The organism is Ectopseudomonas alcaliphila (assembly GCF_900101755.1).
Taxonomy (GTDB): domain Bacteria; phylum Pseudomonadota; class Gammaproteobacteria; order Pseudomonadales; family Pseudomonadaceae; genus Aquipseudomonas; species Aquipseudomonas alcaliphila.
Genome location: NZ_FNAE01000004.1, coordinates 43,551 through 59,105, shown reverse-complemented (window position 1 = coordinate 59,105; position 15,555 = coordinate 43,551). Strand labels below are relative to the sequence as shown.

Below are 15,555 nucleotides of genomic sequence, written 5' to 3'. Positions count from 1 at the left end.
CATGCCGGCCTCCAGCAAAGCAGCAGCGGGCGAACTGCACCTGCAGTTCAAGCTCGGTGACGATCGCTACGCCCTGCCCGCCAGCCAGGTGGTCGAAGTGCTGCCGCTGCGCCGCCTGAAACAGGTGCCCGAGGCGCCTCAGTGGGTTGCGGGGCTGTTCGAGCACCGCGGCCGGGTGACCCCGGTGATCGATCTCAGCCGCCGCGTGCTGGGTCGCCCCGCCCTGCCCCGCAGCAGCACGCGGGTGGTGCTGGTGCGCTTCGACATGCAACTGGGCGAGCAATCGCCGGTGCTCGGGCTGATTCTGGAGCAGGCCACCGACACCCTGCGTCTGCCCAGCGAGGCCTTCAAGGCCAGCGGCCTGGAAGCGGGCCAGGCGGATTACCTGGGGCCGCTGCAACGCGACGCCCAGGGCATGATCCAGCGCATCGAGGTCGCCGGGCTGCTCGACGAAGAGGTACGCGCCCTGCTGTTCCAACCAACGGAACGGGGCTGACGGCATGATCGAGCATATCGAACGCCTGCTGAAAAGCCGCATCGGCCTGGAAGCCGAATCGGTCGGCCGCACGGTGATCGAACGCGCCGTGCGCCAGCGCATGGCTGCCCTCGGCCAGCAGAACCTGGAAGGCTACTGGACCACCCTCGGCGGCTCGCCGCGCGAGCAGCAGGCGCTGGTGGAAGCCGTGGTGGTGCCGGAAACCTGGTTCTTCCGCTACCCGGAATCGTTCAATGCGCTGGCCAGCCTGGCCCAGGAGCGTCACACCCAACTGCACGGCGGCCGGCCGCTGCGCCTGATCAGCCTGCCCTGCTCCAGCGGTGAAGAGCCCTACTCCATCGCCATGACCCTGCTCGATGCCGGTTTTTCCGCCGAACAATTCCAGATCGAGGCGCTGGACGTCAGCGACAAGGTGCTGGAACAGGCACGCAAGGGCTTGTATGGGCGCAACTCGTTCCGCGGTGATGCCCTGGCCTTTCGCGATCACTTCTTCCATGAGCAGGAGTCCGGTGGTTTTCTCCTCGACGAACGGGTGCGTACCTGCGTCAGGCTGCGCACCGGCAACCTGCTCGACCCCAGCCTGTTCGCCGGCGAGCCCAGCTACGACTTCATCTTCTGCCGCAACCTGCTGATCTACTTCGACCGCCCCACCCAGGTGCGCGTGCTGGAGCTGCTCAAGCGCCAGCTGCAGGAAGGCGGCACGCTGTTCATCGGCCCGGCCGAGGCCAGCCTGGCCAGCCAGAACGGTTTGCAGGCGCTGGGCCGGCAGCAGACCTTCGCCTTTCGCATGGCCCCGGCCCAACCGACGATAAGCGTGCCGACGCGGGTACCCGCCAGCCGTACGCGCACAGCCACGGTCATACCGACGCGCACCATCCAACCGAGCAGACCACGCCCCGCGAGCAGAACCTTGAGCGCAGCGGCGCCACAAGCGCAGACAGCGGATATCTGGAGCGAAATCGCCAACCTGGCCAACGCCGGGCGCACCGACGAGGCGCGCCAGCGCACTGAACAGCACCTGCAGCAGAACGGCCCCAGCGCCGCCGCCTATTACTGGCTGGGCCTGCTCTGCGACGCGGCAGGTCAGGGCGACCAGGCCTGCGCTTACTACCGCAAGGCGATCTATCTCGAACCGCAGCACCGCGAGGCGCTCACCCACCTGGCCGCGCACCTGGAAGCGCAAGGCGATCAGACCGGCGCCCAGCGCCTGTATCGCCGCGCGCAGAATCCCGAGGTAGGCGAACGTGACTGATCAGGATCTGCTGCACAGCCAAGCAGCCGTGGACGACTGCTGGAATCGCATCGGCGTGTTTGGCGACAAGAGTTGCCCGCAGCTGGAGCGGCATATTCACTGTCGCAACTGCGAGGTTTACGGCGCAGCGGCCATCGCCCTGCTCGACCGTTACGGCAGTACGCTGGAGCGTGGCGATGATGACTATGGCCAAGGCGAAACCGAGGAAGCGCAGGGCGCACAGCGCTCACTGCTGATCTTCCGCCTGGGTGAACAATGGCTGGCCATCGCTACGCGCTGCCTGGCCGAGGTGATGCCGGTCTCGCCGATTCACGTGCTGCCGCACCGCAACAGCCGTGGCCTGCTGGGCGTGACCAACGTACGCGGCACCCTGGTCGCCTGCCTGTCGCTGGCCGAATTGCTCGGCCTCGAAACGCAGCAGGATGCGCGCCGTGGCGAGCGACGGGTGATCCCGCGCATGCTGATTCTGGAGAGCGACAGCGGCCCACTGGTGACGCCGGTGGATGAGGTCAGCGGCATCCAGCGCATCCCCGTGGCGCGCATCAGCAGCGCCAAGCACGATGACAAGCGCGCCATCAGCCGTTTCACCGCCGGTGTCCTGCAATGGCAGGAGCAGAGCATTACCCTGCTCGACGACGAACAGTTGCTGCAAACCATGATCGGGAGCCTCGCGTGACACCGGACCAGATGAGGGATGCATCGCTGCTCGACCTGTTCCGGCTGGAGGCCGAGGCGCAGAAGCAGGTGCTCGACACCGGCCTGCTGATTCTCGAGCGCGACCCGACCAACGCCAGCCAGCTGGAAGCCTGCATGCGCGCCGCGCACTCGCTCAAAGGCGCGGCACGCATCGTCGGCCTGGACAATGGCGTGCAGGTCGCCCACGCCATGGAAGACCTGCTGGTCGCCGCTCAGGAAGGCCTGCTGCGGCTGCTGCCCGATCATATCGACGCGCTGCTGCAAGGCTCCGACCTGCTCCTGCGCATCGGCCAGGCCCAGCAGGACGCCGAGCAGGAAGCGCGGGTGGCAACCGTCACCACGCGCCTGCAGGTGCTGCTTGGCAACGCCGTACCCGCGCTGCGCGTGCAACCTGGCGAAAGTGCTGCATTTGCCGCCGAAGCCGCACCGTCCAACCTGCCCGAAACGCCCACTGCGGCCAGCCCGCAATCAGCCGAGCCAGTGGCCGACGAGCGCATCAGTCGTGTATTGCGGGTGTCGGCCGAGCGTTTCGATCACCTGATCGACCTGTCCGGCAAATCGCTGGTGGAATTCCAGCGCACCAAGCCGCTGAACGATTCGCTGCATCGCCTCAAGCGCCAGCAGGAGTCGGCGCGGCGCACGCTGGAGACACTGCGCGAACACCTGCTCGGCACGGACCTGGACGCCTCCGCCCAGGCGCTGTTCGCCGAGAGCCGCAACCTGCTGATCGAATGTCAGCAACAGCTGCAGGCCCATCAGGAACTGTTCGACGACTTCGTCTGGTACGGCGGGCAACGCACGCAGCAACTGTACGACCTGGCCCTGGCCTCGCGCATGCGCCCCTTTGCCGATGTACTGACCGGACAGACACGCATGCTGCGTGACCTTGGCCGCTCGCTGGGCAAACAGGTGCGCCTGGAGATCGAGGGTGAGAACACCCAGGTCGACCGCGACGTGCTGGAACGCCTGGAAGCGCCGCTGACGCACCTACTGCGCAACGCCGTCGACCACGGTATCGAGCCACCGGCGCTGCGCGCCCGCAAGGGCAAGCCGGAGGAAGGTGTGGTGCAACTGCGCGCACGTCATCATGCCGGCATGCTGGTGCTGGAAGTCGGCGACGACGGCGCCGGCATCGACCTCGAGCGCGTCGCTCAGGCGGTGATCAACCGTCGTTTCGCCACCGCCGAGCAGGCGCAGCAGATGACCGAGGAAGAGCTGCTGGCCTTTCTCTTCCTGCCCGGTTTCAGCATGAGCCAGCAGGTCACCGAAGTCTCCGGTCGCGGTGTCGGCCTCGACGTGGTGCAACACGAGATTCGCCGTATGCGCGGCAATGTACGTCTGCTGCAGAGCCCTGATAAGGGCTGCCTGTTCCACCTCGAACTGCCGCTGACCCTCTCGGTGGTGCGTGCTCTGGTGGTGACCATCGGCGGCGAGGCCTACGCCTTCCCGCTGGCGCAGATCGAACGCATGCTGCGCCTGCCGCGCAGCGCTATCGTCCAGCTCGAGGGGCGCCAGCACTTCTGGCTGGAGGACGAGCACGTCGGCCTGATCTCCGCCGCACAGCTGCTGCAATGCAACGAGAAACAGGGCGACGATGACAGCATTCCCATCGTGCTGATTCGCGACCGCGAGCAGTATCACGGCCTGGCGGTCGAAGCCTTCCTCGGCGAGTTCACCCTGGTGCTGATGCCGCTCGATGGACGCCTGGGCAAGGTGCGCGACGTCGCGGCCGGCGCCCTGCTGCACGACGGCACGCCGGTGCTGATCCTGGACGTCGACGACCTGCTCAACTCGGTGGGCAAATTGCTCGGCACCGGTCACCTAGAACGTGTCGACCATGCCAGCCATGCGCGCCAGGCTGTCAGCAAGCGCGTGCTGGTGGTGGATGACTCGCTCACCGTGCGCGAACTGGAGCGCAAGCTGCTGCTCAGCCGTGGCTATCAGGTGTCGGTCGCCGTGGATGGCATGGACGGCTGGAATGCCCTGCGTGCCGAGGCCTTCGATCTGCTGATCACCGATATCGACATGCCGCGCATGGATGGCATCGAACTGGTCACGCAAGTGCGCCAGGACCCACGCCTGCGTTCGCTGCCGGTGATGGTGGTGTCGTACAAGGACCGCGAAGAGGATCGCCGTCGCGGCCTGGAGGCCGGCGCCGATTATTACCTGGCCAAGGCCAGCTTCCATGACGAAGCGCTGCTGGACGCCGTACAAACCCTGATCGGTGAGGCCCGCGAATGAGGATCGCCATTGCCAACGACATGCCCCTGGCAGTCGAAGCCCTGCGCCGCGCCCTGGCGGCCGAGCCCGAGTATCAGTTGATCTGGGTCGCCAGCAACGGCGAGGAGGCTGTCAGCCACTGCCGCGACGACCTGCCCGATCTGCTGCTGATGGACATGCTCATGCCCGGCATGGACGGCGTGGAAGCGACCCGGCGGATCATGCACGACACGCCCTGCGCCATTCTCATCGTCACCTCGGACGTCGAACGCAACATGTCGCGGGTGTTCGATGCCATGGGTGCCGGCGCACTGGATGTGGTCGCCGCACCGTCGCTTGGCCCACAACAGGTGCTCGATGCCGCGACGGTAAGGCGCAAGATCCACAACATCGCCTGGATGATCGGCCACAAGACCTCGCGCTCGGTCAAACCAACGCCCGTGCGCAGCACCGAGAACCGCGGCAAACGTCTGGTGGCTATCGGCGCATCGGCCGGCGGCCCGGCTTCGCTGGTGGAGCTGCTGCAGCAGATCCCGCCGGATTTCCCCGCCAGCATCGTGCTGGTGCAGCATGTCGACGAAGTCTTCGCGGCCGGCATGGCTCAGTGGCTCGGCAGCGAATCGCACATGCCGGTGCGCCTGGCCCGGGAAGGCGAAGTGCTGCAACCGGCCACCGTGCTCCTGGCCGGCACCAACAATCACCTGTACCTGGCGCCGGAGGGGCGCCTGGTGTACCGACGCGAGCCGGCCGATCAGGTATACCGGCCTTCTATCGATGTATTCTTCGAGAGCGTGGCCACCTACTGGCGAGGTGATGCGATTGGCGTACTGCTGACGGGTATGGGCCGCGATGGCGCCAGGGGCCTGAAGCTGATGCGCGAGCGCGGCTTTCATACCATCGCCCAGGACCAGGCCAGCAGCGCCGTCTACGGTATGCCCAAGGCCGCCGTGGCGCTGGGCGCCGCAGCAGAGGTGCTGCCTCTGGACAGAATTGCGGCGCGCCTGCTCGAGCGCCTGAGCTAAGAACGCCAACCCGCGGCCAAAGAAGCCGCGTAACCCACGACAACAAAGGCGGAGACGCACTTATGCATAGGCCTCAAGGGAACTCCAATCATCATTACGGCTTGCCCGACTACTCGATGATGGTGCTGCTGGTCGACGACCAGGCCATGATCGGCGAAGCCGTACGGCGTGCGCTGAGTGAAGAGAGCGACATCGACTTCCACTTCTGCTCCGACCCGCAACAGGCGCTGAACGTGGCTCAGCAGATAAAGCCGACGGTGATCCTGCAGGACCTGATCATGCCCGGCGTCGACGGTATCGAACTGCTCGCCCAGTACCGTGCGGCGCCCGGCCTGCGCGATGTGCCGATCATCGTGCTGTCGACCAAGGAAGACCCCAAGGTCAAGAGCGCCGCCTTCACCGCCGGCGCCAACGATTACCTGGTCAAGCTGCCGGACGTGATCGAACTGCTCGCGCGCATTCGCTACCACTCGCGCTCCTACCTGACCATGCTGCAGCGCGACGAGGCCTATCGCGCCCTGCGCGAAAGCCAGCAACAGCTGCTCGACACCAATCTGGTGCTGCAACGCCTGATCAAGTCCGACGGTCTCACCGGCCTGGCCAACCGCCGCTACTTCGACGAATACCTGGAGATCGAATGGAGCCGCGCCCTGCGTGATCAGAGCGAGCTGTCGCTGCTGATGATCGACGTCGACTACTTCAAGGCCTACAACGACCAGCATGGCCACGTCGCCGGCGATGAAGTGTTGCGCCGCGTCGGTGAATCGCTGCGCGCCAGTTGCACGCGCGCCTCTGATCTGGCCGCACGCTACGGCGGCGAAGAATTTGCCGTGATCATGCCCGGCACCGCCGCCGGCGGCGCGCGCCTGCAGGCAGAAAAGATTCGTCGCGCAGTGGAGGCGATGGGTATCCCTCACGATCTGCCCAAACCGGGCTCGCCGATCAGTGTGAGCATCGGTATCGCCACCATCAGCCCCTCCATGGAGCATGATCCGCTGAGCCTGGTGATAAAGGCTGACGAAGGCCTGTATCTGGCCAAGCACAGCGGACGCAATCAGGTAGCGCAGGCTGGCGGCAGCAGCTGACACGGTAACCTGACACCAGCCGGGCGATAATCGCCCACTTTCCAAGCGCTATTCGACCTCACCACGATCCCATGTAACCCCCGTAGTTGCTGAGCCTGACACCTCAACTGGAGGCGTCAGGCAACTCGACGCGTGATCACATGCTGGCCGCTGAATTGACTGAATTAACCAGTTAGTACATTTTCCCCTGCAGTCACGTCACAACAACAAGAGATACCCCATGACGCCCTGCATTCTTGTACTCAATGGCCCCAATCTGAACCTGCTTGGAACCCGCGAACCGGCCACCTATGGCCATGAAACCCTCGCCGACATTTCCCAGCTCTGTGCCGATACTGCTGCCGAGCATGGCCTGAAGATCGAGTTTCGCCAGACCAACCACGAAGGCGAGCTGCTCGACTGGATCCACGGTGCGCGCGGGCGCTGCGCCGGCATTCTGATCAATCCGGCGGCCTGGACCCACACCTCGGTGGCCATCCGCGATGCCCTGGTGGCCAGCGAACTACCAGTGCTCGAAGTACACCTGTCCAACGTGCACAAGCGCGAGCCGTTCCGCCATCACTCTTTCGTCTCGCCCATCGCAGTAGGCGTCATCTGTGGCCTCGGCAGCCAGGGTTACCGCCTGGGTCTGCAGTACTTCGCTCAATCGCTCAAGGGTTAAAAACCATGTCCTCCGTTACCAATGGCATTCTCGCCGGCCTGATCGGCAAAGGCATCCAGGCCTCCCGCACGCCCGCCATGCACGAACGCGAAGGCGATGCGCAGGGGCTGCGCTACCTCTACCGTCTGATCGACCTCGATCAGCTCGGCCTTGACCTCGATGCACTGCCCAGCCTGCTCGATGCAGCGCAGCACATGGGCTTCACCGGTCTCAACATCACCTTCCCGGCCAAGCAGGCGATCATCCCGCTGCTCGACGAGCTGTCGGACGAGGCGCGAGGCATTGGCGCGGTGAACACCGTGGTGCTCAAGGACGGCAAGCGTGTCGGCCACAACACCGACTGCCTGGGCTTCGCCGAGGGTTTGCGCCGCGGCCTGCCCAACGTGGCCCGGCGGCGCGTGGTGCAGATGGGGGCTGGCGGCGCAGGCGCAGCCGTGGCGCATGCTCTGCTCGCCGAAGGCGTCGAACGCCTGTGCATTTTTGAAGTGGAGCCCGGCCGCGCCCAGGCCCTGGCGGACAATCTCAACGCTCACTTTGGCGCCGAGCGCGCCATCGCCGGTGAAGACCTGGCAGGTGAAGTCGCCGCTGCCGACGGCCTGGTCAACACCACGCCGGTGGGCATGGCCAAACTGCCGGGCACACCGCTGCCGGTGGAGCTGCTGCATGCCAGGCTGTGGGTCGCCGAGATCATCTACTTCCCACTGGAAACCGAACTGCTCCGCCACGCCCGCGCCCTCGGCTGCAGCACCCTGGACGGCGGCACCATGGCGGTATTCCAGGCGGTCAAGGCGTTCGAGCTGTTCAGCGGCCGCCCGGCCGATGCCGAACGCATGCAGGCGCACTTCGCCAGTTTCTGAGCGCACTCATGCAAAAAGGGCCCTGGCAGCGACAACGCCGCCAGGGCCCTTTTCATATCCGCACCGATCTTCAGCCCTGGATATAACGCAGCACGGCCTCGCAGATCATCGCCTTGTGCCGCTGCTTGACCTGCTCGTCGGGCAGATCGATCTGGAAGATCTCGCCAAAGGTGTGGCGGTTCGAGACGCGATAAAAGCAGAACGAGCTGATCAGCAAGTGTACATCGAGCACATCGATACCGGGGCGGAACACGCCCTCCTCCTCACCGCGGCGCAGGGTCTTGCCGAGGGTATCGAGCACCACGTTGCTCATCTGGCGAATGGCAGGCGATTGCTTGACGAACTCGCCGTAGTGGATGTTCTCGATGCTGACGATGCGCACGAAGTCGACGTTGCGGTCATGGTGATCGAAGGTGAACTCCACCAGCCGGCGAATCGCCAATACGGGTGGCAAAGAGGCCAGATCGAGGCGACTCTCGGTGCCACGGATATCGCCGTAGAGCTTGACCAGCACTTCGAGATAGAGCTGCTCCTTGCTGCCGAAGTAGTAGTAGATCATCCGCTTGGACGTGGCAGTGCGCTCGGCGATGGCATCCACCCGGGCACCGGAAAGCCCCTGCTGGACGAACTCCGTGATGGCAGCCTGGAGGATGCTCTCACGGGTTTTCTCCGGGTTGTTCTTACGTACCTTGCGCACCACCTCGGTAGGTGGCGTGGCCAGGTTGGCAACGGCTTCGGTCATACGGCAATGGTCTTTTTTATAGGTATTGGTGGGGCGGATTATGGCAGGCCGCAGCGGCAACCGGACAGGCTGCCGCCTGAACCCACTTATAACCGCGGACGCTTCAATCCGCCGCTGCGTGACTTGGCCATGGCAGCCAGGCGTACCGCGACGTTAGCCGCGCCGTAGCCGACATAGCCGCCCTTGCGCTGAATGATCTCGAAGAAGAAGCGCTCTTCGAACGGCTCGGTGTAGACATGGAACAGCTCGCCACCCTGAGCATCGCGGTCGTAGAGCACGTTGTAATAGGCCAGCTCGCTGAGGAACTCATCGTCGAAATCGAAGCGCGCGGCCAGATCATCGTAGTAGTTCAGCGGAATTTCCAGCAGTGGCACCCCTGCCTCCTTGGACCGCGCGACTTCGGCGAATATGTCTTCGCAGGAGAACGCGATGTGGTGCACGCCGGAGCCCTGATAGCTGGACAGCGCATGAGCAATGGCGGTGTTGCGGTTCTCCGAGATGTTCAGCGGCAAGCGGATCGAACTGCAACGGCTGCGAATCGCGCGGCTTTTAACCAGACCGTAAGGATCGGGCAAGACCACTTCGTCGTCCGCTTCGAAGTCCAGCAGGCTCTTGTAGAACAGCACCCAACTGTCCAGCGAGTCGGCCGGCAATGCCAAGGCCATGTGGTCGATGCGCTGCAGACCACCGCTGGCCTCGACCGTCTGATTGAGGCTGAAGTCGGTGTCATAGATGGTCTGCCCTGCTCCCGCCTGCTCCACCAGGTAGATCAGGCTGCCATCAGGGGCGCGCACTGCCGGCACTTCCCGCTCGTTGGGGCCGACCAGGCCGCGATAAGGCTGGCCGCGATAGTCGCAGGCACGCTGTAACGCAGCGGCACCATCCTTCACCCGCAGCGCGGTGGCACACAGCGACGGGCCATGGGACTCGAAGAAGTTGTGCGCGAAAGAATAGGGTTCGGCGTTGAGCACGATGTTGATATCGCCCTGACGCAGCAGGCTGACGTCCTTGGAGCGATGCTGGCCGGCACGAGCGAAGCCCAGTCGCTCCAGCCAGCCGGCCAGGCGCGCGCCGACGGCCTCATTGACGGCGAACTCGAGAAATTCGACGCCATCGTAGCGGTGGGCCGCAGGCGGCGTGAAGAGCACGCCCGGCTCGATCTGATGCCCCTCTTTCTCGAGACGCTTGTGAGTCTTCTCTTCGAGGTAAAGCAGCGAGCGCAGGCCGTCGGCCGCGTTCTGCCGCGGCGGCGCGGCGCGGAAGCCGTCGTTGAAGATTTCCAGTGACAGCGGACCGCGATAGCCGGTACGCAGGATCGGCGCGAGAAAGCCCGCCAGATCGAACTCGCCCTGTCCCGGGAAGCAGCGGAAATGCCGGCTCCATTCAAGCACGTCCATGGCCAGGATCGGCGCATCGGCCATCTGCACGAAGAAGATCTTGTCGCCGGGGATATCGGCGATGGCAGCAGGGTCGCCCTTGAGCGACAGGGTATGGAAACTGTCGAGGATCACCCCGACGGCAGGATGGTCGGCCTGACGCACCAGGTTCCACACCTGCTGGTAGGTGTTGACGTGGCGTCCCCACGCCAGGGCCTCGTAACCGATACGCAGGCCGCGTGCGCCGGCACGCTCGCCGAGCAGGCGCAGGTCGTCGATAAGGATTTCATCGTCGCCCAGCGAGTCGGCAGCGACGTTGCTGCACACCAGCACCAGGTCGGTGCCCAGCTCCTGCATCAGGTCGAACTTGCGCTCGGCGCGGTCGATGTTGCGCTGCAGACGGTCACGGCGACAGCCTTCGAAGTCGCGAAATGGCTGGAACAGGGTGATGGCGATGCCGAGGTCGGCGCAGCGCTTGCGGATTTCGCTGGGGCTGCCGTCGTAGTAGAGCAGGTCGTTCTCGAAGATTTCCACACCGTCGAAGCCGGCGGCGGCAATGGCTTCGAGCTTCTCAGGCAGGGTACCGCTGAGGGAAACGGTGGCAATTGAACGCTGCATAGACGGCTCCGGGCTGAGGCGGCGCCGTGGCGGGCAAAGTGAGGGAGGCGAAACGCGCTCCTGAGCCCTCACTCGGCCGGTGGATCGGCGCTCATGGATTGTTCGTAGCCTGGATTATTGGCAGGGTCGGGAATATCGGCAATTCAAAATGAACGAACTGGTTAGTTTTCCGTTCGATAATCGAACAATGCTTATTCCCGGGGCCGCCTCCTGCTCTGCCAGGCGGCCGCCAAACCACTGAGGCAGATGATGAGGATACCGATCATCGCCGTGGTGTCCGGCTTGTGCTGGAACACCAGCAGCCCCAGCAGCCCGGCGAAGACGATCTGCACGTAGCCAAACGGCGCCAGCAAAGCAGGCGCGGCATGGCGGAAGGCGTGGGTCAGCAACAGATGCGCGGCCATGCCACAGCCGCCCAGCGCCAGCATCATCAAACCGTGCGTCAGGCTCGGCACATGCCAGAAGAACGGCACCAGCAGACTCATCACCAGCGTGTTGACCAGGCCGGCGAAGAAGTTGCTGGTGGTGGCGCTGTCCACTTCACTGAGGCGCCGGGTGAGGATCTGATAGCAGCTGAAACACAACGCGGCGCTCAGCGGCAACAGCACCGCCGGGGTGAACAGGCTGCCGCCCGGATGCACGATGATCAGCACCCCGACGAAGCCGATGATCACCGCCACCCACTGCCCCACGCTGACGCGTTCACCGAGCAAAGGCACCGAGAGTGCCGTGACCAGCAGCGGCGCCAGAAAGATCACCGAGGTCGCCTCGGCCAGCGGGATGAACATCAGCCCCGTGGTGAACAGCAGGCTAACCCCCAGCAGGCACAGCGCCCGCAGCACCTGCAGACCGGGTCGCTTGGTGCGCAGCACGCGCAAGCCGGATTGCGGCAGGAAGATGCCTGCCATCAACAGGGTGTGCACCAGGTAGCGAGCCCAGACGATGAGAATGATTGGATAGAAGCCCGACAGGTATTTGGACATGGCATCGTGACTGGCGAACAGGAAGGTCGCCAGCACCATCAGGCCGATCCCCTTGAGCGGGTGATTGGCGCCGGACAATGGAGTGATGGTCATGAAATACCCGGAAAGCGGACTCGCCGCAAAAAGATAGCAAGACAACTAACTATACAGACCATGGCTGACCCGCGCCTATATCCGCGGCGGCAGGCGCTGGCTGCATTACGACTGACGGTCGAGCAACTGCCGGGTCTTCTCCAGCGCCATGCGCGCCCGCTGCAGCGCGCTGACGCCCTGCTCCATAAGCTGCCGGGTGGGAATCTCCAGACTCAACGGGATGTTCGCCGGCAGGGTTCCCAGCAAGCCGAGCAGATCGCAGTCGCCATCACCGGGAAAGCGCCGCTCGTTGCGCGCCTGCCGCAGGATTTCGTCCATGTCCTGCGGACGCGGCCCGGCCACATCGCACAACTGAGCGTAGCGCAGACGCTCGGTGGGCACCGCCGCCAGATCCTGCAGGCGCGAGGCTGAACGATCGAAGTGGAAAGCATCGACCAGCACGCAGCCATTGGCTCGCCCCGCCGCAGCGACGATACGCGCCGCCTGGGTGAGGTCGCGGGCGTCGGTCCAGGGCATGAACTCCAGATGCGGATGCAGGCCGTACTGCTCGGACAGATCACAGAGCGCGGCGAAGTTGTCGCTCAGTCGCGCTTCATCTGGATCATTGCCGGCCACCAGCAATTCGCTGGCACCACACTCGGCGCCTACAGCGAGGATGGCCTCGAAGTCGCTGACGCGGGTTTCCGCCTTCAGGCGCAGGATTTCCACATCGAGCACCCGGATGCCGGTATCGCGCAGACGCTGCAGGGTCTGCCCGCGCAGGGCGGCATCGGCCACCAGCGGAAAGTGATGCTCCTCCGGCGTGGCCGGCAGCAGACGCAAGCCAACATGGCTGTAGCCGGCGCGCGCCGCCACCTCGACCATCTCCGGCGGTGGCAGCTCGAGCACGGTCAGGGCGGCCAGGGAAAGAATACGTTCGCTCATGATGATTCTCTGCTCAGAGGGGTTCGGGGACGCAGGCCTGGCCACTTTCCGCCGCCTGGCGGATGGCCTCGACCAACGCCAGGGTGCGACCGGCATCGGCAGCGCTGACCAGCGGCTGAACCTGGCCACGGGCGACCTGGACGAAATGCTGCAACTGGCGATACAGGGCCTCGCCTGTGGCGAAATGCTCCTGCACCTGCTGCAGCGGCTGGTGCCAGCCGGCGCCTGCCTCGTTGTAGTGCCAGCGCTTGAGCTGCGGAATGCTCAGCGCGCCACGGGTACCGGCGAGCAGATAACAGGGCTGATCGGCCTGACGCGGGTAGACCGGGTTCTCGCCGGAATCCAGCTCCCAGCTCCAGGGCGCGGCAACGGCGTCGGAGCCGGTCAGGCTGCCCAACGCGCCACCTTCGAACTGCAGCAGCACCGCCGCGCTGTCCTCATTGGCGAAGCCGCGTACGCCGTTGCTGGTGATGGCTTGCACCTGACGCACCTCACCACACAGATGGCGCAGCAGATCGAGGTCATGAATCAGATTGGTCAGCAGCATCCCGGCACCGGCTTCACGGCGCCAGGCTATGTCGTAGTAGCTGTCGGGTTTCTGCACCTGCCACAGGGCGGTGACCGTGGTCAGCCGGCCCAGAGCGCCCTCCTCGATCAACGCGCGGGCACGGGCGATCAGCGGATTGTGCCGGCGATGATGGCCGACCAGCACCGGCACGCCGCTACGTTCACTGGCCGCCACCAGTTCGCGCACCTCATCCAGGTGCACGCCCACCGGTTTTTCCAGCAACACCGGCACGCCGGCTGCAATGCAGTCGAGCGCGGTGCTGACATGCAGCGCATTGGGGTTGGCGACGATCACCGCCTCGGGCCGCACCTGCTCCAGCATCTGCAGATGATCGGCGAAACAAGGCACGCCGCATTGCGCCGCAAACTCGGCGGCCTGGGGGCCGGGATCGGCGATGGCACACAATTGCGCTTCGGCCAGATTCTGCAGGTGCTGATGGTGCTGTCGGCCCATGACGCCAGCACCGATCAGGGCAATACGCAGGGGAAGGGTCACGCGGGGATCCTCTTGTTGTCGTGTTCGCGCGGGGGCGCCGAAGAGATTCTGCAGCGCCTTTTTAATTTAGAACCCAGTTCCAAAAATTACGCAAGGCGAAAATGCAGCGAATACCGCAGGCTTCGCTGCCCCCCAGAAGTCGACGCGAGATCCGTAGGGTGCGCCATGCGCGCCGCGCCTTGAAAGCAATCGGATTTGGGATCAGGCCTGCGGATTACCCGCAGGCGCGGCTGTGCCGCGAAGGACGCTGATCGCGGCTGAAGCCGCTCCTACGGTGGGCTAGGCGTGTTGCGTTCTAGCCGATCAGGCGAACAGCTCGGAGGCGGGGCTCGCAGCGGACAACTCTTCGGCGGCGGCCAGCAGCTCAGGCGCCAGTTGCTCGATACACGCCAGCGGCAGGCGCGCACTGGGCCCGGCGATGCTGAGCACACCGATCACTCGCCCTCCGAAGGGATGGCGCACTACAGCGGCCAGAGCCGCGGTACCCAACGACGAGCTTTCCATCACCCAGGCGTAACCCTGCTGGCGTGCCAGCGCCAGGCGCTGCAGCAGCTCCTGTTGGTTACGCGGTGCATTGGGGCCGAACTCGGCGGGGTCGGCGATGCCCTGCCGAACAACCAGCTCCAAGGCCTCGGCATCGCTCATGCTGGCCAGCCAGGCATGCCCGGAAGCGGTGTAGAACAGCGGCGCGTCACGCCCCATGTCCGGGTCGTAACGCAGACCGGAGCGAGCCCCCTGGCTCTTGGCGATCCAGGTCTGGCGCTCGCCCTCGATCACACCCAGGCGCACCAGCTCGCCGCTGGTTTCAGCCAACGCATCGAGAATCGGCTGCACCACGTCAGCGCCGCTGTTGGCCAGATAGCGAAAGCCCAGCGCCACCAGTTTGGTCGACAGGCGATAGCGACTGGTAAGCGCATCCTGGCGCACATAGCCCAGGCGCATCAGCTCGGCGAGCATGCGATGCGTGGCGCTCTTGGGAATATCCAGCTCATCGGCCAGTGCCTGCATCTGCACGCCACGGGCATCACGAGTGAGGCTTTCGAGAAGGCTGAGCGCGCGTTCGATCTGACTGCCGGCCATGAGAGTGTCCTGGAGAATTTGCGCAGATTCTAAGAGACAAGCGCCCGGCGACGCGAGCCAGACGGGAGCCTGCCTCTGGATGCTGGGCCACGGACGCGCGATACTGCCAGCGCAACGCACAATGTACTAACTGGTTCGTTCTTGTTCGTTTATCGAACAAAACCCCGTTTAGCGAATTGAAATGGCCAGCGTGGTCGGCCCACTATTCCTACCACGCCTGAAAACGAAGTGATCCTCTGCCTGGTGCATCACACTTCGAGTCTTTCAGCAGCCAATAAATATAAGAAGGTCAATTGTCATGTCACAGCCTATGCACCTGCGTGCCCCGGCCACCCATGCCACAGCGAGGATGGTTCCTCGTCCGGCGCCCAGCTCGTTGCTCGACGA

14 protein-coding genes are annotated in these 15,555 nt (G+C 64.6%); 8 read left to right on the top strand and 6 right to left on the bottom strand.

From position 1 onward, the window contains the following. The first annotated feature begins 1 nt into the window (after position 1). The 8 genes from BLR77_RS14720 to BLR77_RS14685 all read left to right on the top strand — a co-directional run bounded on the left by BLR77_RS14720 (position 2) and on the right by BLR77_RS14685 (position 8,289). Positions 2-496 carry a chemotaxis protein CheW gene (locus BLR77_RS14720; protein WP_074679038.1) on the top strand — a complete coding sequence of 165 codons (495 nt, stop codon included), beginning with the start codon at positions 2-4 and terminating at the stop codon, positions 494-496. A gap of 4 nt (positions 497-500) precedes the next feature. Next, positions 501-1,748, top strand: coding sequence for a CheR family methyltransferase (locus BLR77_RS14715; RefSeq protein ID WP_074679036.1), 1,248 nt, complete (start codon positions 501-503; stop codon positions 1,746-1,748). Beyond that, positions 1,741-2,424: a chemotaxis protein CheW gene (locus tag BLR77_RS14710; RefSeq protein ID WP_074679034.1), complete on the top strand. Its 684-nt coding sequence runs from the start codon at positions 1,741-1,743 to the stop codon at positions 2,422-2,424. Before BLR77_RS14715 ends, BLR77_RS14710 begins: the two co-directional genes overlap by 8 nt. Further along, positions 2,421-4,685 carry a hybrid sensor histidine kinase/response regulator gene (locus BLR77_RS14705; protein ID WP_074679032.1) on the top strand — a complete coding sequence of 755 codons (2,265 nt, stop codon included), beginning with the start codon at positions 2,421-2,423 and terminating at the stop codon, positions 4,683-4,685. Before BLR77_RS14710 ends, BLR77_RS14705 begins: the two co-directional genes overlap by 4 nt. Next, positions 4,682-5,686 carry a chemotaxis response regulator protein-glutamate methylesterase gene (cheB, locus tag BLR77_RS14700; protein WP_074679030.1) on the top strand — a complete coding sequence of 335 codons (1,005 nt, stop codon included), beginning with the start codon at positions 4,682-4,684 and terminating at the stop codon, positions 5,684-5,686. Before BLR77_RS14705 ends, cheB begins: the two co-directional genes overlap by 4 nt. A 62-nt stretch (positions 5,687-5,748) precedes the next feature. Beyond that, positions 5,749-6,771, top strand: coding sequence for a response regulator (locus BLR77_RS14695; protein ID WP_074679028.1), 1,023 nt, complete (start codon positions 5,749-5,751; stop codon positions 6,769-6,771). A 220-nt stretch (positions 6,772-6,991) separates the two neighbouring features. Then, positions 6,992-7,432 carry a type II 3-dehydroquinate dehydratase gene (aroQ, locus tag BLR77_RS14690; protein ID WP_074679026.1) on the top strand — a complete coding sequence of 147 codons (441 nt, stop codon included), beginning with the start codon at positions 6,992-6,994 and terminating at the stop codon, positions 7,430-7,432. A gap of 5 nt (positions 7,433-7,437) precedes the next feature. Beyond that, positions 7,438-8,289: a shikimate dehydrogenase gene (locus BLR77_RS14685; RefSeq protein ID WP_074679024.1), complete on the top strand. Its 852-nt coding sequence runs from the start codon at positions 7,438-7,440 to the stop codon at positions 8,287-8,289. A gap of 70 nt (positions 8,290-8,359) precedes the next feature. Here the strand turns inward: BLR77_RS14685 and BLR77_RS14680 are convergent, their stop codons facing one another. The 6 genes from BLR77_RS14680 to BLR77_RS14655 form a co-directional block, all read right to left on the bottom strand. Continuing rightward, complete coding sequence (locus BLR77_RS14680; RefSeq protein ID WP_074679022.1) at positions 8,360-9,031, bottom strand: TetR/AcrR family transcriptional regulator; 672 nt, start codon at positions 9,029-9,031, stop codon at positions 8,360-8,362. Between the two features lie 86 nt (positions 9,032-9,117). Beyond that, a complete protein-coding gene (gene quiC / locus BLR77_RS14675) occupies positions 9,118-11,025 on the bottom strand; it encodes a 3-dehydroshikimate dehydratase QuiC (RefSeq protein ID WP_074679020.1) in 1,908 nt (635 codons plus the stop codon). A 191-nt stretch (positions 11,026-11,216) separates the two neighbouring features. Further along, on the bottom strand, positions 11,217-12,101 hold the full coding sequence (locus tag BLR77_RS14670; protein ID WP_074679018.1) for a DMT family transporter: 885 nt from the start codon (positions 12,099-12,101) through the stop codon (positions 11,217-11,219). Between the two features lie 105 nt (positions 12,102-12,206). Next, positions 12,207-13,025 carry a sugar phosphate isomerase/epimerase family protein gene (locus tag BLR77_RS14665; protein ID WP_074679016.1) on the bottom strand — a complete coding sequence of 273 codons (819 nt, stop codon included), beginning with the start codon at positions 13,023-13,025 and terminating at the stop codon, positions 12,207-12,209. A 13-nt stretch (positions 13,026-13,038) separates the two neighbouring features. After that, on the bottom strand, positions 13,039-14,088 hold the full coding sequence (locus BLR77_RS14660; RefSeq protein ID WP_074679014.1) for a Gfo/Idh/MocA family protein: 1,050 nt from the start codon (positions 14,086-14,088) through the stop codon (positions 13,039-13,041). A 303-nt stretch (positions 14,089-14,391) separates the two neighbouring features. Continuing rightward, positions 14,392-15,168: an IclR family transcriptional regulator gene (locus tag BLR77_RS14655; RefSeq protein WP_074679012.1), complete on the bottom strand. Its 777-nt coding sequence runs from the start codon at positions 15,166-15,168 to the stop codon at positions 14,392-14,394. Positions 15,169-15,555 lie beyond the last annotated feature (387 nt).

Bases quoted from the DNA above. Each gene is read 5' to 3' on its own strand.
- BLR77_RS14720 (WP_074679038.1), top strand. From the start codon at position 2: ATGCCGGCCTCCAGCAAAGCAGCAGCGGGCGAACTGCACCTGCAGTTC.
- BLR77_RS14715 (WP_074679036.1), top strand. From the start codon at position 501: ATGATCGAGCATATCGAACGCCTGCTGAAAAGCCGCATCGGCCTGGAA.
- cheB (WP_074679030.1), top strand. From the start codon at position 4,682: ATGAGGATCGCCATTGCCAACGACATGCCCCTGGCAGTCGAAGCCCTG.
- BLR77_RS14695 (WP_074679028.1), top strand. From the start codon at position 5,749: ATGCATAGGCCTCAAGGGAACTCCAATCATCATTACGGCTTGCCCGAC.
- aroQ (WP_074679026.1), top strand. From the start codon at position 6,992: ATGACGCCCTGCATTCTTGTACTCAATGGCCCCAATCTGAACCTGCTT.
- BLR77_RS14685 (WP_074679024.1), top strand. From the start codon at position 7,438: ATGTCCTCCGTTACCAATGGCATTCTCGCCGGCCTGATCGGCAAAGGC.
- BLR77_RS14680 (WP_074679022.1), bottom strand. From the start codon at position 9,031: ATGACCGAAGCCGTTGCCAACCTGGCCACGCCACCTACCGAGGTGGTG.
- quiC (WP_074679020.1), bottom strand. From the start codon at position 11,025: ATGCAGCGTTCAATTGCCACCGTTTCCCTCAGCGGTACCCTGCCTGAG.
- BLR77_RS14670 (WP_074679018.1), bottom strand. From the start codon at position 12,101: ATGACCATCACTCCATTGTCCGGCGCCAATCACCCGCTCAAGGGGATC.
- BLR77_RS14665 (WP_074679016.1), bottom strand. From the start codon at position 13,025: ATGAGCGAACGTATTCTTTCCCTGGCCGCCCTGACCGTGCTCGAGCTG.
- BLR77_RS14655 (WP_074679012.1), bottom strand. From the start codon at position 15,168: ATGGCCGGCAGTCAGATCGAACGCGCGCTCAGCCTTCTCGAAAGCCTC.